Here is a 17,011-nt window from a genome sequence, read left to right as displayed (position 1 = left end):
CCTCGGCTAAAAATGAAGACTGATTTCGCCGTAAAAACTGCGCGGCGCCAATGGTAAATCGTTAGGAATGGCGGCCGGATTGCCGGCCAGACTGGGTTCCCGGGCACTGACATCAAACAGATTACGCACCGAAAACGCCACTTCCAGATGCTTGGCCAAATTCTGCCGGCGTAGCGTCACATCCACCCAAGTATAATCCGCGACCGGTTTGCGCGTATCGCCGAAACTACGGTCGCGCCCCACTATCCATTTGGCTTGCGGACTGAGTTGCCAATCGGGCAAAAATTCCCAATTCAGACGCAGATAGACCTGATGGTGCGGCGCATACCCGCTATCACGGTCCAGAGCCTGGTCGCGGCTACGTTGATAGGCGTAGTTGCCGATAATTTTCAAAGTGTCGGCGGCCTGCCATTCCGCCTCCAGTTCGGTGCCGTAGCCTTGCTGGACACCGGTATTTTGCGCCGTCGAAGTGGTGGCATTGGCATCCGGTACAAAACGGATGATGTCCTTCCACCAGAAGTTAAAGAAATTCAAACCCAGGCGCAGACTATCCGTCGGCCGATAGTCGAAACCCAATTCGACGTTTTCCATGGTTTCCGGGCGTAAGGCGGCATTACCGAGCTGCGCCGGGTTGTTGATGATATACATTTCTTGAAACGACGGCGCCCGAAACGCCGAACCGTACATCAGCTTTGCCGTTAAATCGTAGCGGGCTTCCCAGATCAAGGCCGCGCGCGGATTGAAGGTATTGCCGAAGTCCGAATAGCGGTCGTAACGAGCACCTGCGGTCAAACTCCAGTCATTGGCAAAATTCCATTGGTCTTGTAAAAACAGGTATGCCACTTTCCGGTCCACTTCCGGAATGAAGGTCGCGGAGGTGCCGGAGACGTCGGTCAGCGGAATCCCCGGCAGCGACGGTATCGGTGTGCCGGTAGCAGGATCGATACCAAAATTCTGACTGACCCGTGCCTTGAACAGGCTGTCGTAATTAAAACCGATGCCGCTGCGTAACTGATGCCCCTGAAAGCCGCCGTAAGCAAAGGTCTGGCTGATACGGACATGGCGTTCCCACACCTCGGGATTGCCGATGTAACCGTTCGGAAAGGTGACCGGCGCGCCGGCGCCGATCTGGCCGTTGGCGCCGATAGGCAAGGTAGTGCCGGCCGGAAATAGCGTCAGATTGCGCTCGATTTCCTGACTGGTTTCGAAATAGCTGGCTTGCGTCGTCAAATCCCAGTTTTCAATGTCGGCGTTATGGTAAGTGACGTCGGCGTTCCAACGGTCGCTGGCATAACGGTTGACCGGGTCGAGGGCTTGCGCGATACCCGAGGCGTTACCCAAATCGCTGCGGTGTTGCAGCCCGCCGCGAAACCGCCAATGGCCGCGCGACAAATCCAATCGGGCGTCGAGATTGTCGCGCGACATGTTCAGCGGCCCCGGCGCCAGCGAAGCGCGGGTCCCCAACAAGCTATCGAACTGGCTTTGCAGGTCGGCATCGACGATGGCGTTCTGCCCGGCAGTCTTGTGGTATTCGAAAGCCAAGGCAACGTCAAAGCCGGCCCATTCGCCGCCATGCAAGGCCCAGCCGTCATAGGTATCGAAGCTGCCGACCCGGCCACCGACCTCAGTACCTTCGATGTCCTGTTTAGTTTTGGTGATGACGTTGATTACCCCGGCGAAGGCATCGGCACCGTATACCGCCGATCCCGGCCCGCGCACAATTTCGATACGGGCGATGTCGCGGATCGGCATGCCGCCCCACACCTCGCTGCGGCTACCGGTATAGGAATTGGTGATCGGGATGCCGTTAATCATCATCAGCACTTGCTGATTGAACTGCGAATAAATGCCGCGAAACGTGTAAATCGGGTTATAGCCTATCGTGTTGCGTTCGACGTGCAGGCCGGGCACGCTTTCCAACGCTTCGTCTATGTCGGTGGCGCCTATTTGTTTGATGTCGTCGGCCGTGATAACGGTGGCAATCGACGGGGCTTTGGAAATCGGTTGTTTGTAACCGCTGGCGATACTGACCATATCCTCGGTGCCGTAGATTTGCGACAAAGCTCTTTCTTCCTCTTCCGTGGAAACCGGTTGCGCATGCGCGGACGCACTGATCAGGCAAGCGCAACAAGTGACAAACAGCGGGCGGACCAACATGGCTAACTCCAGTTTGGAATTCTAGTTATTTCGGAAGTTATGCATTAACACTGGGGCTAATTTTGCCGAAGGATACCAAGGAGCGGGCGATGTTTGTTAATTTTCAGCCTATCGATTAACTCAGATCAATTCTTCCAGGTTTTCCGGCACAGCCGAAAGGATAGCAGAGACAAGCAAATTCGGGCCGGCGATACCGATGGGCAGGCTAGCGATTGTGGGGTGACCCGGCCCTGTTTGCCGCAGGCGCGGGGGACCGGCCACCCTCTTCCACCCGGCTGTTCCGGGCGCAGGTAACAGACTCGGCTTGATCGGTATTTGCGGATTGCCCGATTAACAAGGCCGCGATAATCCCCGCCAAAATGCCGGACACGCCTTTCCAGAACACTGCCGGATTGCGTTCCAGCAATGCCGGACCGGTTTTGGTCAAAAACGCCGGATTGGGATGGCGTAAATCAAAAATGAATTCAGATAAATCTTCGTAGCGCTTATACGGATCGGGATGCGCGGCCTTGCGGATCGCATCGTCCACCCAGCTAGGAATATCCCGGTTGCGATACAAAGTAGCGTCGTAATTGAGTTTGTTTTGCGCCGCCCTTGATTTGCATTTGGCCACTTCCGCCCCGTAAGGCAGTTTGCCGGTGAGCATTTGATAGGTAATCACTGCTAAGGAAAACTGCTCCGAGCGCACCGTGCCCGGCTCGCCGAGGAAATACTCCGGCGCGGTATATTGCGCGGTACCGAGCATATGCTGATGGCCGATAGGAGTCCCCATTTCCAGCACGCCTGCCACCCGCGTCGAACCAAAGTCGATGATTTTAACGGTGCCGGTGCTGTCGATCATGATGTTGTCCGGCCGCAAATCCTGATGCAGCATTTCCAGACGATGAAAGCCGCGCAAGCCCTTGGCGATTTGTTCGACAATGCCGCGCACGGTTTCCAGATCAGGTTGCGGATGATCGATCATCCACTGTTTCAGGGTCTGGCCGTCGATAAATTCCGTCGCCACATAGAGAAAATTGCGTTTGCGCGTCTGGGCGCACGGCTGTAACACATGGGCGTTATTAATGCGCCGTGCAATCCAGTCTTCCATCAGAAAGCGTTCCAAATACGCCGGATCGCCGCGCAAATCGATGGATGGAGTTTTAAGCACCACTTGGGCTTGGGTGTCGTTGTCCACAGCTAAGTAGATATGGCTGCGGCTGCTGGCATGCAATTGCCGGACGAAGGTGTAACCATCGAATTCCATCCTGGCGTCCAACGGCGGCGGGAACGGCAAGTCGGTTAAGGAATGATACAACTCGTTGGCGCTGGGTAGCGGCAGTTGGTCGATACGCACAATCTGCACGGTCAGATTATCGCTGCTGCCATTTGCGTGGGCCGCCTCGACGATGGCTTTCGCCGCAACGTCCAGATCGTCGGCGGCTTGCAGGATAGTTTGGGTAACGAAGCGCGGGCTGACGTATTCGTAGACGCCGTCGGTCGCCAACACAAAGATGTCGCCCAAGCTGACAGTCAGCGTTTGATAGTCGATTTCCAGATGCGAGTCCATGCCCATGGCTCGGCTCAGATAGCTTTTTTCCTGAGACAGCCACAAACGGTGGTCGTGGGTCAGCTGTTCCAGTTCGTCGCCGCTTACCCGATAAATCCGCGTGTCGCCCACAGAAAACAGATGCGCGGTGGTGGATTTGATCACCAGCGCACTCAAGGTGCAGACATAGCCGCGATCCATGTCGTAGCAATCGCGGCTTTGCCGGGTTTGCGCATACAGCCAGGAGTTGGTGGCCGTCAGCACCCGTTGCACCGACTTCTTCACCGACCAAGCTTCTGAGGTGCAAAAATAATCCGCCAAAAATCCGGTCACCGCCGCCTGGCTGGCGATATGACTGACCTCGCTACTGCTGATACCGTCGGCCAAGGCTATGGCAATGCCTTTGGCGCTTAACTGTGGCTCCTTGGCGATATACACGCCATGAAAATCCTGATTTAGCGGCTTGCGGCCCTTGTCGGAATATTGGCCGACGGTGATGCTTAATTTCCCGGACATGGCTTACAGCAAAACAGCCTCAATAACTCTTGTAAGGCAGAAATTTCCCGCTCATGACGATCTTGACGCGGTCGCCTTTCGGATCGGGTTCACGCTGCAAATCCATACTAAAATCGATGGCGCTCATGATGCCGTCGCCAAACTCTTCATGGATCAAGGCCTTAAACGTGGTGCCGTAGACATTCACCAGCTCGTAGAAACGGTAAATCAATGGATCGGTCGGCACGGCGCTGGGCAGTGAGCCCTTGTAAGGCACCACTTGCAGTTGGGCGATAGCCGCGGGCGGCAGCTCCAGCAACGCACCAATGATCGCGGCTTGTTCGGCATTCAAGGTCATCTGCCCCAGCAATGCGGCGGTGGTCCATTCCTTACTCAAACCAATCGCTTCAGCCAGTTGTGCCCAGCTCAATTGCTTGGCCAGTTTTTGCGTAACGACCAATTCGGTCACTTCGTTGCGTGTCATGTTTAACTCCTTAGCCTATTGCACAGTGAGAAAAAGGCCTCTGGCCAAATAGCGTCGAGGCCGGATTGAATTGTGATCAGTTGAACGAGCGTTTCGGTGCGGTTCTGACATGTGTGGAATACAAGGTCAAACCGGTAAACGCCAAGCCGCCGACCAGATTACCCAACACGGTGGGAATCTCGTTCCAGACAAAATAATCCATAATCGAGAAATTGCCGCCCATGATCAAACCGGACGGGAACAAAAACATGTTCACCACCGAATGCTCGAAGGTCATGCCGAAGAACAGCATGATAGGCATCCACATCGCAATCACCTTGCCGCTGACCGAGGTGGAAATCATCGCCCCGACCACGCCGGTGGACACCATCCAGTTGCAGAGCATGCCACGGATAAAAATGGTCAGCCAGCCGGCTATGCCGTATTTGGCATAGCCCAGCGTCCGAGCTTCGCCGATGCCGGCGAGTTTTTTGCCGACGGCGTCCGGTTCCACGGAGAAGCCGTAAGTAAAGACCACCGACATCATCACCGCCACTGTCAACGCACCGAGAAAATTGCCTAAAAACACCAAGCCCCAGTTTCTGAGCACGCCGCTCAACGTCACCCCGGCGCGCTTGTCCAACCAGGCCAGCGGCGTTAATACGAACACGCCGGTCAGCAAATCGAAACCCAATAAATACAACATGCAAAAACCGACCGGGAACAAAATCGCGCCAAAGATCGGCGAGTTGGTTTGCACGGTAATCGACACCGCAAATACCGCCGCCAACGCCAGGATCGCGCCGGCCATGTAAGCGCGAATTAACGTGTCGCGGGTAGACATGAAGATTTTGGATTCACCGGCATCGACCATCTTTGTGACGAATTCCGAAGGGATCAGATAGGACATAACTCACCTTTAAATTGTGGGAAGGACTTGAATGTCGGTGGTTATCAAGCACCGACATTCGTTTGATTAAGCCTGTATGCGCAAGCTAAAGCTCCCTTGGAAACGGCGTGTTTGGGGTCAGCGAAAGTCCGAAAGGGAAAAGCGGGACAACGGCCGAGCAAACAGTATTGCGGGTTATAAAACCAGCAACGTTTCAACGCCGTTGTTGAAGGGAACCGAGGGTGCGCCATTGCACCGGTGAACTTGCAGCACGGATTGTGCCAGCGCTTTGAATCCAGCCTAACTAAGCTTTGCGCTGCCAACCTCAGCAAGCTAAATCAGCATCGCGCACCAAAACGGACTGCCACCGCACCAAAACAGGAAAACACCAATCTGAGACAAGTCCGGAGACAGATGCGAAGCCAGTATCAGCAATCCACTTCCCGCAACCGGCCACTCGCGGCTATTTTCAGCAAAAGCACCAAGTAACGGCTATGCTTCGCCGACAATTGTTCACAATCGATCCCAACCTCATCGCCCTATGTAGCCGAGCCTATGCCATCGTCGTCGCTTAATAAAAAACTGGTTCTTACTTACAGCGCTTGGAGACAACTACTTGCGCTACTGGGATTAGCGCTGGCCTTCCTAATGGCTTGGGCGGGATTTCTAAGTAACTTTTTCATCGTCGAAGTTAGTTTTATTTTATTCGGCGCGTATGCTGCTTGGGCGCTGCTTGGCATCATCTCGACTCAATCGATTACGCTGTATCCCGACAAAATCGTCAAACACAGCTGGCTCGGCCAAACTACTATTCCAACCCATGCCTTGCTGGTGGCTGATAGCCAAGATCAAGGAAATGCGAAATCCTGGCGCTTTTTTCACGGCTCCAACAAAAACCAACGTGAGTCTATTCAAATAGCAGGCAATTTTTTGTCGGCGGAGCTGCGACTATGGGTGGATTCGTATCGACGTAACATCTATCGGCTCGGCAGCTTTTCCAGCAGCCCGCTGAGTAGCAACAGCGCTGTCTGCGTGGAGTTCGATAAAGCCGTGTCGTCCTTTCGTTTCATGGCCGTGCTGACCGCCGTCTATCTGCTGGTGTATGTGATCTATGCGACGATGCTGTACTGGCAATATCCGTTATTTGCCGGTTACGCTCCTCAATTGCCGACCTGGCCGATGCGCTTGTTGTTTGTTGCGATTGCATTGGCGGCCTATCCGCTAATGCAAACGCTGGCCAAGCCACCCATCGGCGTTTCGAACTATACGGTGCGCATAGCACAGGCCCAGCAACGGGCCCTCCGTTCCGCATTGATCGCCAATGGCGTGGCCTGGTTGGGCTTACCGCTGTTTCTGCTGTGCGGAAACAGGCTGGACTTTTATCTGCTGTTGTCGATAGGCGCGCTTTATCACTACGACTTCTATCCCCGGCTATCCACCTGGGAAAGCGTGTTGCAAGCCGCACCGGAAACTTGGCCGGTGCAAGCGACAGTCCCTCGGCGTTCCATGCAGGTGTCGCTGGCGTTATTGGGCGGCTTATCGCTAGCCAATTATCACGCCAACCCGGACGATTTTCGGATCCGCCAACAAGATTGCGTAGACGACCAGGGCAACCCGATTGAATGCCGAAGCAGCGGTGGTCACGGCGGCGGCTCGAGCTCCCGTTATAGCGGCAACGGCAGCCCGGACAGCCATAGTTCGGTCAGGCGCGGCGGCTTTGGTTTCTTCGGTGGTTCGCACAGTTCCTTCGGCGGCTAAATATGCAAAGGGTCGAACTAAGGCCCCGCGCCGATTGGCAGCAGCGGGTGGAAGCCGTGGGGATGAATTATCACACCCTGGACGGCGATGTTTATTGGGATGAATCTGCCTGCTATCTCTTCACGGCCAGTCAGATCGATACTCTCGACGATGTCACCGCCGAATTGCATACGCTGTGTCTACAAGCCGTACAAGCCATCATCGACAGCAATCTGTTCAACAAACTGTTAATTCCGGACTGGGCTGTGCCCTATATCGTCGACTCCTGGGAACGCCGCGAACCCAGCGTTTACGGCCGCTTCGATCTGGCCTGGGACGGCAGCGGCCAACCCAAATTACTGGAATACAACGCCGACACGCCCACCGCATTGCTGGAAGCCGGCGTGGTGCAATGGTTCTGGTTGCGGGATTGCTATCCGGACGCCGATCAATTCAATTCAATACACGAAAAATTGCTGGTCTTTTGGCAAGATTACCGGCAGCGCCAGCCCAACCTGCATTTTGCCGGCGTTGATAGCAGCGACGAAGACAGCGGCAATCTGGAATATCTGCGCGATACCGCCGTGCAAGCCGGGCTGCAAACCCAACGTCTGGCTATCGAACAAATCGGCTGGGACGCCGACCGGCAACGCTTTGTCGATCTGCGCAATAACCCCATTGATGCGCTGTTCAAACTGTATCCCTGGGAATGGCTGTTGCAAGAAGAATTTGGCCCTTACTTGCCGCAAGCCCAACCGGCGATGCTGGAACCGCCCTGGAAACTGCTGCTCAGTAACAAAGGCATACTGCCGATTTTGTGGGAGCTGTTTCCCGGCCACCCCAATTTGCTGGAGGCCAGCTTCCCCGATAAACCCTTGTTGGGCAATTATGTACGCAAGCCGCTGTATTCACGCGAAGGCGCCAATATCCAGATTCGCCGGGGTGCCAGCCTCGTCGAAACCGGCGGCAGTTACGGCGGCGCGGCCTGCATTTATCAACGCTATACGCCGCTGCCCGAGTTTGCCGGCAATTTCCCGGTGATCGGCTCCTGGATCGTCGCCGATCAACCCGCCGGCATCGGCATCCGGGAAGACAAAACCGAAATCACCGGCAACAATAGCCGCTTCATCCCGCATTATTTCGTCGAGAATTGACTATGGAATCGCTAGACCTCTCTAACATCCTGGCCGGCGCCAACGGCTTTTTTCTGCACTTCGTCGCGGCCGCCGCGCTAACTGGCGCGTTTGCTTTCTGCTATCTGTGGATTACGCCCTACGCCGAATTCAAACTGATCCGCGAGGGCAAAACCGCCCCGGCCGTGGCGTTTAGCGCTGCGCTGCTGGGCTTTGTGTTGGCGCTGTCCGGGGCTATCGCCAACAGCATGTCGTTTATCGATATGTTGATTTGGGCAGGCATTGCTTTATTTTTGCAAGTGCTGGTGTTTGTCGGGCTGCGGCTGGCCTTTGCCGATCTGTGTAAGCGCATTGCCGACGACGAACTGGGGCCAGCCATCATGCTGGCCGGCTTTGCGCTGGCGGCGGGCTTATTAAGCGCGGCCTGCATGACTTATTAACGCCGTGAATGCCAGCAAACGCATCTTAATCGTCGAAGACGAACCGGCGATTGCCGACACCTTGATTTACGTGCTGAACAGCAGCGGTTATCAAACCGAACATGTCGGCTTGCTGCAAACCGCCTTGAGCCGACTAAGGGCCGAAGCTTTCGACCTTGTCATCCTCGACGTCGGCCTGCCGGACGGTAACGGTTTTGACTTGTGCCGGCAGTTGCGTCGATTTTCGGATATTCCGGTGATTTTTCTGACCGCGCACGGCGACGAAATCGACCGCATCGTTGGTTTGGAAATCGGCGCCGACGACTACGTCACCAAGCCGTTCAGCCCGCGCGAAGTGGCGGCCAGAGTCGGAGTGATCCTGCGCCGGCTAAATGCGGCCATCGCCACCGATCAATTGCCTACGCTTGCCGGACAATTCGAACTGGATAGTCAAGCTGGCCGCATCCGTTTTTACGGACACTTACTGGATTTGACCCGTTACGAATTTTTGTTGCTGAAACTATTCATCGAACACCCCGAGCGGATTTTCTCCCGCGAACAACTGTTGGAAAGAATCTGGCAAGACCCCGGCGATGTGTTCGACCGCACCGTCGATACCCACATCAAAACCCTGCGCGCCAAACTGCGCTTGGCCGCCGCCGATCAAGATCCGATACGCACGCATCGCGGCTTGGGTTATAGCTTGCAAAGCCGATGAAGTTATCGGTACGGCTGTTTTTAGGCTATTTCCTGCTGGTGGCCGTGACCGGGCAACTGGTGTTAATGCTGGTGGTGAAGCAGATCGGCCCCGGCGTGCGTACCGCGCTGGAAGCCAGTTTGGTGGATACCGCCAACCTGCTGGCCGAACTGGCCGCACCGGATCTGCGGCAAGGCAGCATCGCCGACGGCCATTTCGCTCAAGCGGTCAAGCGCTATAGCACACGGCCGGTATCCGCGACCATCTTCGGCTTTCCGAAACAAACGCTGGATTACCGGGTTTACGTCACCGACGCGGCCGGCATCGTCCAATTTGATTCGGCGGGAACGGCAATCGGCGAAAACTACTCTCGCTGGAACGATGTGTATCTAACCCTGCAAGGCCAATACGGCGCGCGTTCCTCGCAAACCCATCCCGGCGACAAGACTAGTTCGACGATGCATGTCGCGGCGCCAGTGCGCGACGGCGATAAATTGATCGGCGTGGTCACCGTCGCCTACCCCACCGCCCTGCTGCAACCCATTGTCGACGCCAGCAAGCATGCCATACAACGCGGGGCCTTCTGGTTGTTCGGCGGCGCTTTACTATTCGGCGCGATATTCAACTGGCGCTTGACCCGCGCTGTAGAATTGTTGGTCATTTATGCTCGTACCGTTACCTCCGGCGGCAAAGCCAGCCCGCCCAAATTGCGCAGCGTCGAACTGTCCACGCTGGCGCACGCTTTGGAAACCATGCGCCAGGAATTGGAAGGCAAACAATACGTCGAGCGTTACGTACAAACCCTGACCCACGAGATGAAAAGCCCGTTGGCAGCGATTCGCGGCGCGGCGGAATTGCTGGAAGATCCGTTACCCGATGCCGACCGCCGTCGCTTCGCCGGCAATGCCCGCGAACAAGCCGAACGCCTGGACCAATTAATCGAACGACTACTGGGACTGGCGGAATTGGAGCAGCGCCAGCAGCTATCCGATCCACAGCTATTGGATTTAGGCGAATTGCTTAATAGCGTCCTGGCCGAAAAAGCCCCGCAACTGCTGCAACTCAATTTGCAAACCGCAGTGTCGGTAGACGAACCGCTACCCGTGTTGGCGGAAGAGTTTTTATTACGGCAGGCCATCTCCAATCTTTTGGATAACGCCTTGGCCTTTGCCCCTGCCAAGTCCACAATCGAAATCGACGGCCGCCGCGACGGCAAGCAAATCATCTTGCGCTTCCGCGACCACGGCCCCGGCATTCCTGACTACGCGCTGGCGCGAGTGTTCGAACGCTTCTACTCCCTGCCCCGCCCCAACAATGGCCGTAAGAGCACCGGCCTGGGACTGGCTTTCGTTCGAGAAATGGCTGCGCTACATGGCGGCGAGATCAAGGTCGGCAATGCAGAGGGCGGCGGGGCGATGGCAGTGTTGAATTTGTCGGCAAGTGATTGAGAAACAGTGTAATCGACGATCAATTTACCTTTGTCTGATCATCATTCCAAACTCCTGAATTCTGACTAATCATAAGGAAGAAAAATGAAAACATCGATAATTGCAGTCGTCAATTTCAATGTCCATATTCTCAAAACCAGCCAAGCGTGGCAAGCTGGCAAATATGATCTTTAGAGTCATAGTTTTCTGCTTGGCTGTATTGCCGATACAGGTATTTGCTTGCAGTTGTTGGGATCCAGAGCCGGAAGAGTATCTTCAAGCCAGCACATTGATTTTCAAAGGTATTGTTGAATCGGTTGAAAAAATTGTGCCGACATCCGTAGCGGACAAATATAGCATTGCCACAATACCCGATGAACTCGGATCAAGCCGCGCTAAATTTAAACTGACAACCTCCTATAAAGGACCGGAATCCAAAGAGATCGATATCGAATTTCATAACAATAGCGCGAGTTGCGGATGGGATTTTTCGGTTGGCAAGGAGGTAACCGTGTTTGCTGACGGCAATGCTCGGAATGGTTTCAAAACTAGCATGTGCATGATGTTCCCTTATGCATATTCTATTGAGCACGGCGATAATCGATATAAAAAAGCCATTGATGCTTACCGAAAAAAACGGAATTCCTTATTCTCCCTGTTACGAAATACACGTAAAAACCAAGTGTTATTACGAGAACAAGCCACCTTTTTCGTTCGAAATCAGGACTATCCTGCGGCAGAACTGGCGTTTAACCAAATACTTAAACTACGACCCAAAGACCTATCAGCCTTGGTAGGCCGGGCCGACGCCCGATACAAACAAGGCGCCTATGAACTTGCTTTGGCAGACTATCAGGCTATCCAAAAACTGGATATACAGAATAGTACTGCTAGACATGGAAAAACTTTTGCTTTGTTAAAACTTGGCAGAATTCAAGAACTTGGGGACGACAGAGACTTTAGCGGTTACGAAAATGATTTGGATCATTCGTCTTTCGCCGGCCTGAATTTGGCTGGTGCCAATTTCCGGGGCGCCAAACTTAGCAATACGGATTTCTCCGGAGCCGATTTGAGTAATGCCGATTTCTCTGAATCCGATATACATAGCTCTAATTTCAAGGGAGCGAAACTCAGTCATGCGAAATTTCGTAATCTAAAAAGCGCATCCGAAACACAATTCAATCACGCTGATCTTCGACACGCCGACTTTGGTGACACCGTTTTGTTTGCCACAAACTTCGACAACGCGATACTCGATGATGCCGATTTTTCTAGAGCCGACATGAGGCTCGCTTCCTTTGAGGGAGCTTCGATCAACAACACTAAATTGCACGGCAAACGTATGGTTTCAGCCAATCTACGCGGTTTGAAATTCGTTGATCAGGATTTATCTGGCGCGGACTTTCGAGGTGCCGATTTACGCGGCACGATCTTTCAATCCACGAATCTTAAGGGAGCTATTTTTGGCGTAGCAGAAGGGAAAATTACTAATCTACAAGACTCTGACTTGTCCAAGGCCAATCTCACCGATGTTGATTGGGGTCCCGTTATTGTCGACTGCCATACTAAGTTGCCGTATAACTTGGAAATAGCAAAATTACTGGTCTTTCCTATATGGACTGGTTGCAAGGAAAATCCCCCGCGAACCGCTCCACCAACTACGTATCGCTTTCCATGGGGAATAGTACTGCAAGGTATAGATGCTTCGAATTCCTACTATGTTGACGGAGACTTGTCGAGATTTAGATTTCAGCACTCCAATTTCGATAACAGTGATTTTTCTCATGCCACGCTGATCGGCTTGGATATTCAAGGTGGCAGCTACAATAAGGCTAACTTCGAGTACACCAATCTCACCAATGCCCATTTTACGGCAGTGAATTTTACCGAAGCTTCATTTGCCCATGCCGATTTATCCAACGCAAAGCTGAGAGAGGTGGATTTTTCCTCGGCGAATCTGGAAGAAGCGAAGCTTACAGGCCTGTGTTTCGACGTTAAGAGCAAATGGCCGGAAGGATTCGATCCACTTGCCGCTGGCGCTAAGTTGTGCGAATAAGCTGCCGTGACCCACATCTGAGCAAAAGCCATGCAGTTAACGCCCCCAACAAATCCAATTCATCAAACAAACGCACACACGATCCCTGCTTATGTCCCCTCACAGCCCTTTAGGCCAGAGTGCGCGATTGTGTTCCCTAACAATTTAGCTTCGATTTGTCACGCAACCACTATCGCCAACCCGCCCTAGACATCACTTGTTTCCAGCCAGCAACAATCCGGTCTTTAACGTATTTTTTCCGCATATTTTCAAAAACGATGATCACTATCGATGGAAGACAATTACGCGATTTCCAGCCCAAAACACATTATCAATTACCTAACGGGAATCCCGCGGCGTCATTGCATTTTGTCCGCTCGCTATGCCTTTAATGATCAAGCGGTTTTAACCGCAATGGTACAAATTGACCTTAAGCACAATGCTTTGGGGATAGACGCTCGAAAAATTAATAACATTATGGTTTGCGAGCCAATTCTCATAAACCGCAAATAAGCAACGCAGAAAAATACCCAAAAAAAAACCTGGTATATGCTTTCCTCGCTGAGTCTAACTAGCAAGACCATGCGGCCGCACTAAAAACACCCCCCACAAAGTCGGTTGCATTTTTTTAAGTTCACGAGGAGATTGTTTAATGTCACTGGATTTCGAAAAGCTGACCGTATACGGCAAATCGTTTAGCGGGTTTACCCCCGATAAGGAAGCTTTGTTGCTAGAGGTTGGGTCGCAAATTAAGCCGTATCTGGCGGCGGTAACCGACGAATTTTATCAACAGTTGGCCACCATACCGGAAACGGCTTCGTTTCTGGAAGGACGAGTCGAGGGTCTGAAAAAAACCCACCGCCTATGGATGGAAGGGCTGTTCACAGGCCCCTATGATAAAGACTTTACCGCACAGATGTTCAAGGTCGGTGATGTGCATGTCAAGGTTAAATTGCCTGTCGAATTCATGGCCGGAGCGATGACTTTGATCAATAACCGTCTTTTCACGCTGATAGTTGAAACCTTTGGTGACGATAAGCAATATTGCGCTCGGACGATTGCCGCGGTTAACTCGGTAACCGGCTTTTCATTGCTGGTGATGCAGCAATCCTATCAAGCCTCGAGCCTGGCGGAAGAACTGGAAAAGTTTTTGAAAATTTCCGGCATGAGCCGCACGTTATTCACCAATCTGGCCTTGGCCTACAGAGACAAATAAGGAGATCACTATGCGCGCGGATTTATTAATATCTGTTTTGACGGAATTGAATGGTTCATCGGCCGACATCGAAGCCAGTGGCGTGATATCGACTGATGGTTTAATGATGGCCTCGGTATTACCGGCTTCCATGGACGAAGACCGGGTAGGCGCGATGAGCGCCGCGATGTTGTCATTAGGTGACCGGACTGCGCAAGAGCTGGCGAGAGGCGAGTTGGAGCAAGTGCTGATCAAAGGTAAGGCTGGCTATGTGTTAATGACCTATGCCGGCTCTGAGGGTGTTCTCACCGTTTTAACCAAGTCATCGGCCAAATTGGGCTTGATATTTCTTGATGTTAAGCGAGCGGCGGTTCAGATCGCGGAGATGCTGTAAAGATTGAATTGGAGTGACGGGATTACACCCGTCACCTCGATCTTACCACCGGTCAGACTGTTTTCCGCATCAGGCAGTCGATCCCCGCCTTCAAATACCTTTACCGCTCCCCGGCAGATGTCAATACCAAAGCTAGATAGATCAAGGTGCGCGCTATGCTTCCCTGACAACTTAGCCTGGTTTTGTCACATAGTCACTCACTCATTGCTCCAGCGTTGCACCCACTAGACCTAAACGTCCCCGCCCTAAAAAGCTTAAGCCCCTCCTTATTTCCAACAAGGCAACAATCCGGTTTTTAACGTATATTTTCCGCATATTTGCAAAACCGATGATCACTAGCAATGGAAAACGACTACGCGATTTTTAGCCCGAAACAGATTGTCAATTATTTAACGGAGATCCAGCAGCGTAATTGCATTTTGTCGGCTCGCTATGGCGCGGATAATCAGGCGTTTTTAACTGCGATTGTGCAAATCGACCCTAAACACAATACCTTGGCGATAGACATTGCGCCCACCCAGGAATTGACGGACCGTTTGTTACTGAGCAAGCGCGCGCATTTCTTTACGCAGGTGGATGGGATTGATGCGGCTTTTCAGGGGGTGAACATCAAACTGGCGCAAAGCACGCATGGTGCGGTACTAATCATGCCCTTGCCCGATAGACTGTACTGGCGGCAACGGCGCAATTATTACCGGGTGAAAGTGCCGCAATCGCATGCCGGCACGTATTGCCAATTCGGTTTTAAGCTAAGCGGTGCGGATGGCGAACAAATATCTGTCGTTAAAACCTTAAAACTGATCGATATTGGCTTGTGCGGACTGGCTTTATTGAATCCAGACCATGATTTGCAACAGGAATTGCTTAGTGTTGAAGTCGTCAGTTGCACCTTATTTCTGCAAGACCACGAACACCACCACGCCGACGTTGGGATGCACGCCAAATACAGTATCGACGTCAAAACCAATACGATAAGCACCGCGCATCGCATAGGTTTTCAATTTACCGCCATTTCGCCGACTTTTGAGAGCAGTGTGCAGATCTACATGCAATCTATCGAACGGATGCTGAAAAACATCGAGAGTCATTGAATCGGCGCTAAACCGCCCGGTTTCCGTTAATCTCCAAGTTTAGCTAGGCTCAAACCAAAAACGGCAATACCTTATTTACCAAAAGGTCCTAGGTTTGCCATTCCACCCGTTTAGACAATAGGCTATATATCGTGTCAGTCATCAGGTTATTGCTACCCGCGCAAGGGTTTGCAGAAATTAGCCTTAATCCTAAAGAATTGGAAAACCAAGGCATTGCCGTCATCACAATCGAGCCAAACACTACGGAACCGATGAATTTGTTAGCTTTAGACGTCGTCCTGATCGACGGTGACGCGGCGTTGCCAGACAATCTGGATCTGATCGATCAAGTAAAAAGCATTGCCCCTAACAGTAAGTTTGTAGCCTTGCTTAGCCATTCCAGCGCCCATGCCCTGACCTATTTGCAGGTCGGAGTGACCGGGTTGTTGAGATGGTTTCCCGACGCGGCCAAGTTGGCTGAGATCATCCGCACGATTGTGCAGGGTGAATATTACCTGGACCAAGAGATTGCCCAATTGCTGGCCATGCGGCAAATCAAACAACAGTTAGAACCCTTTGTTTCTCTCAGCTCCCGCGAGTTTGATGTGTTTTGCCTGTTAGCCGAAGGCTGTTCGTTGCAAACGGTAGCCGCGCAACTCGGTATCAGCAGTAAAACGGTCTCCAATTGCCAAACTCAAATCAAGCTGAAACTGGCTATCGACAGTCGGGACACACTGACAAAATTTGCCAATAGCCATGGCTTGATTATGCATAAAGGCGTATGATTCCCGATATTCGGGAATTTTTCCTATTTTTGCGAGGTGGTTTATGAAAAAGTCAGTGTTAGCATTATCTGTATTAGCCGGTTTGGGCATGTTGTCCGCTAATGCTTTGGCAGCCGATCAAGGCTTGGAAAATTGCATCCAAGCCGTCAAAAAAGAAAAAGCGGGTGAGCTGGTCAAACTGGAAAAGCTCAACGTTGCCGGTAAGGGCGCCTATGAACTGGAACTGCGCGACAACAACCGCCAGGAATGGGAATACATGTGCGATGCCGACAGCGGCAAGCTGACTGAAAAAGAATCGGAAGTAGCCGACCCCAATAGCCAGGCATTCAAAAAGAATGTCAAAATCACCGAGGAAGATGCCGCGGCAATTGCGTTAAAAGCCAACCCCGGCAAGATTGAGGAAGTCGAATACGAAGTGGAGGAAAACGGCGGCTCGTCTTACGAATTCGACATCGTGAATGACAAAGGCTTAGAAACCAAAATCGAAGTGGATGCCGCCAGCGGCAAAATCATCGAAACCGCCACCGAGGAATGGGAAATCGGCGAAGAGGCTGACGAAAAACGTTAATCAGGGCTTAACTGATTAA

At 52.5% G+C, this 17,011-nt stretch carries 16 protein-coding genes; 12 read left to right on the top strand and 4 right to left on the bottom strand.

Annotated elements, in window-relative coordinates; genetic code table 11:
* Positions 1–6: 6 nt before the first annotated feature.
* The 4 genes from ACH5Y9_RS02720 to ACH5Y9_RS02705 all read right to left on the bottom strand — a co-directional run bounded on the left by ACH5Y9_RS02720 (position 7) and on the right by ACH5Y9_RS02705 (position 5,553).
* Complete coding sequence (locus tag ACH5Y9_RS02720) at positions 7–2,157, bottom strand: TonB-dependent receptor plug domain-containing protein (RefSeq protein WP_445368424.1); 2,151 nt, start codon at positions 2,155–2,157, stop codon at positions 7–9.
* Positions 2,158–2,362: 205 nt separating this feature from the next.
* Entirely contained in the window at positions 2,363–4,201 is a 1,839-nt protein-coding gene (locus ACH5Y9_RS02715; protein ID WP_445368423.1) for a protein kinase domain-containing protein, read from the bottom strand.
* A 19-nt stretch (positions 4,202–4,220) separates the two neighbouring features.
* Positions 4,221–4,664: a cyanase gene (gene cynS / locus ACH5Y9_RS02710; RefSeq protein ID WP_101054970.1), complete on the bottom strand. Its 444-nt coding sequence runs from the start codon at positions 4,662–4,664 to the stop codon at positions 4,221–4,223.
* A 76-nt stretch (positions 4,665–4,740) separates the two neighbouring features.
* Positions 4,741–5,553 (bottom strand): formate/nitrite transporter family protein, encoded by an 813-nt coding sequence (locus ACH5Y9_RS02705; protein WP_445368422.1) that lies wholly within the window; start codon positions 5,551–5,553, stop codon positions 4,741–4,743.
* Positions 5,554–6,087: 534 nt separating this feature from the next.
* Here ACH5Y9_RS02705 and ACH5Y9_RS02700 point away from each other — a divergent pair.
* The 12 genes from ACH5Y9_RS02700 (at position 6,088) to ACH5Y9_RS02645 (ending at position 16,992) form a co-directional block, all read left to right on the top strand.
* A complete protein-coding gene (locus ACH5Y9_RS02700; protein WP_445368421.1) occupies positions 6,088–7,290 on the top strand; it encodes a hypothetical protein in 1,203 nt (400 codons plus the stop codon).
* A 2-nt stretch (positions 7,291–7,292) separates the two neighbouring features.
* A complete protein-coding gene (locus tag ACH5Y9_RS02695) occupies positions 7,293–8,423 on the top strand; it encodes a glutathionylspermidine synthase family protein (protein ID WP_445368420.1) in 1,131 nt (376 codons plus the stop codon).
* Positions 8,424–8,425: 2 nt separating this feature from the next.
* On the top strand, positions 8,426–8,842 hold the full coding sequence (locus ACH5Y9_RS02690) for a DUF350 domain-containing protein (RefSeq protein ID WP_445368419.1): 417 nt from the start codon (positions 8,426–8,428) through the stop codon (positions 8,840–8,842).
* Positions 8,843–8,846: 4 nt separating this feature from the next.
* Positions 8,847–9,539: a two-component system response regulator CreB gene (creB, locus tag ACH5Y9_RS02685; protein ID WP_445368418.1), complete on the top strand. Its 693-nt coding sequence runs from the start codon at positions 8,847–8,849 to the stop codon at positions 9,537–9,539.
* A complete protein-coding gene (gene creC / locus ACH5Y9_RS02680; RefSeq protein ID WP_445368417.1) occupies positions 9,536–10,966 on the top strand; it encodes a two-component system sensor histidine kinase CreC in 1,431 nt (476 codons plus the stop codon). Before creB ends, creC begins: the two co-directional genes overlap by 4 nt.
* A gap of 118 nt (positions 10,967–11,084) precedes the next feature.
* Positions 11,085–13,001, top strand: a complete 1,917-nt coding sequence (locus ACH5Y9_RS02675; protein WP_445368416.1) for a pentapeptide repeat-containing protein — start codon at positions 11,085–11,087, stop codon at positions 12,999–13,001.
* 270 nt (positions 13,002–13,271) lie between these two features.
* Positions 13,272–13,493 (top strand): flagellar regulator YcgR PilZN domain-containing protein, encoded by a 222-nt coding sequence (locus ACH5Y9_RS02670; protein WP_445368415.1) that lies wholly within the window; start codon positions 13,272–13,274, stop codon positions 13,491–13,493.
* A 139-nt stretch (positions 13,494–13,632) separates the two neighbouring features.
* Complete coding sequence (locus ACH5Y9_RS02665) at positions 13,633–14,196, top strand: protoglobin domain-containing protein (RefSeq protein WP_205450894.1); 564 nt, start codon at positions 13,633–13,635, stop codon at positions 14,194–14,196.
* 10 nt (positions 14,197–14,206) lie between these two features.
* Positions 14,207–14,569: a roadblock/LC7 domain-containing protein gene (locus tag ACH5Y9_RS02660; protein ID WP_033155499.1), complete on the top strand. Its 363-nt coding sequence runs from the start codon at positions 14,207–14,209 to the stop codon at positions 14,567–14,569.
* A gap of 341 nt (positions 14,570–14,910) precedes the next feature.
* On the top strand, positions 14,911–15,660 hold the full coding sequence (locus ACH5Y9_RS02655) for a flagellar brake protein (protein ID WP_445368414.1): 750 nt from the start codon (positions 14,911–14,913) through the stop codon (positions 15,658–15,660).
* A 131-nt stretch (positions 15,661–15,791) separates the two neighbouring features.
* Positions 15,792–16,424, top strand: coding sequence for a LuxR C-terminal-related transcriptional regulator (locus tag ACH5Y9_RS02650; RefSeq protein ID WP_445368413.1), 633 nt, complete (start codon positions 15,792–15,794; stop codon positions 16,422–16,424).
* A gap of 55 nt (positions 16,425–16,479) precedes the next feature.
* The gene (locus ACH5Y9_RS02645; protein ID WP_445368412.1) at positions 16,480–16,992 is read left to right on the top strand and encodes a PepSY domain-containing protein; all 513 of its coding nucleotides are present in this window, start codon (positions 16,480–16,482) and stop codon (positions 16,990–16,992) included.
* The last annotated feature ends 19 nt before the right edge of the window (positions 16,993–17,011 follow it).

The sequence above is a fragment of the Methylomonas sp. BW4-1 genome (assembly GCF_052474385.1).
Note: the sequence above shows the minus strand (reverse complement) of the source record. Positions and strands in the feature narration are given on the sequence as shown.

What these genes read in the sequence shown, in the direction of transcription:
- creC (WP_445368417.1), top strand. Translation starts at nt 9,536, where the DNA reads ATGAAGTTATCGGTACGGCTGTTTTTAGGCTATTTCCTGCTGGTGGCC.
- ACH5Y9_RS02655 (WP_445368414.1), top strand. Translation starts at nt 14,911, where the DNA reads ATGGAAAACGACTACGCGATTTTTAGCCCGAAACAGATTGTCAATTAT.
- ACH5Y9_RS02715 (WP_445368423.1), bottom strand. Translation starts at nt 4,201, where the DNA reads ATGTCCGGGAAATTAAGCATCACCGTCGGCCAATATTCCGACAAGGGC.
- ACH5Y9_RS02720 (WP_445368424.1), bottom strand. Translation starts at nt 2,157, where the DNA reads ATGTTGGTCCGCCCGCTGTTTGTCACTTGTTGCGCTTGCCTGATCAGT.
- ACH5Y9_RS02660 (WP_033155499.1), top strand. Translation starts at nt 14,207, where the DNA reads ATGCGCGCGGATTTATTAATATCTGTTTTGACGGAATTGAATGGTTCA.
- ACH5Y9_RS02700 (WP_445368421.1), top strand. Translation starts at nt 6,088, where the DNA reads ATGCCATCGTCGTCGCTTAATAAAAAACTGGTTCTTACTTACAGCGCT.
- cynS (WP_101054970.1), bottom strand. Translation starts at nt 4,664, where the DNA reads ATGACACGCAACGAAGTGACCGAATTGGTCGTTACGCAAAAACTGGCC.
- ACH5Y9_RS02690 (WP_445368419.1), top strand. Translation starts at nt 8,426, where the DNA reads ATGGAATCGCTAGACCTCTCTAACATCCTGGCCGGCGCCAACGGCTTT.
- ACH5Y9_RS02705 (WP_445368422.1), bottom strand. Translation starts at nt 5,553, where the DNA reads ATGTCCTATCTGATCCCTTCGGAATTCGTCACAAAGATGGTCGATGCC.
- ACH5Y9_RS02670 (WP_445368415.1), top strand. Translation starts at nt 13,272, where the DNA reads ATGGAAGACAATTACGCGATTTCCAGCCCAAAACACATTATCAATTAC.
- ACH5Y9_RS02665 (WP_205450894.1), top strand. Translation starts at nt 13,633, where the DNA reads ATGTCACTGGATTTCGAAAAGCTGACCGTATACGGCAAATCGTTTAGC.
- ACH5Y9_RS02695 (WP_445368420.1), top strand. Translation starts at nt 7,293, where the DNA reads ATGCAAAGGGTCGAACTAAGGCCCCGCGCCGATTGGCAGCAGCGGGTG.
- ACH5Y9_RS02675 (WP_445368416.1), top strand. Translation starts at nt 11,085, where the DNA reads ATGTCCATATTCTCAAAACCAGCCAAGCGTGGCAAGCTGGCAAATATG.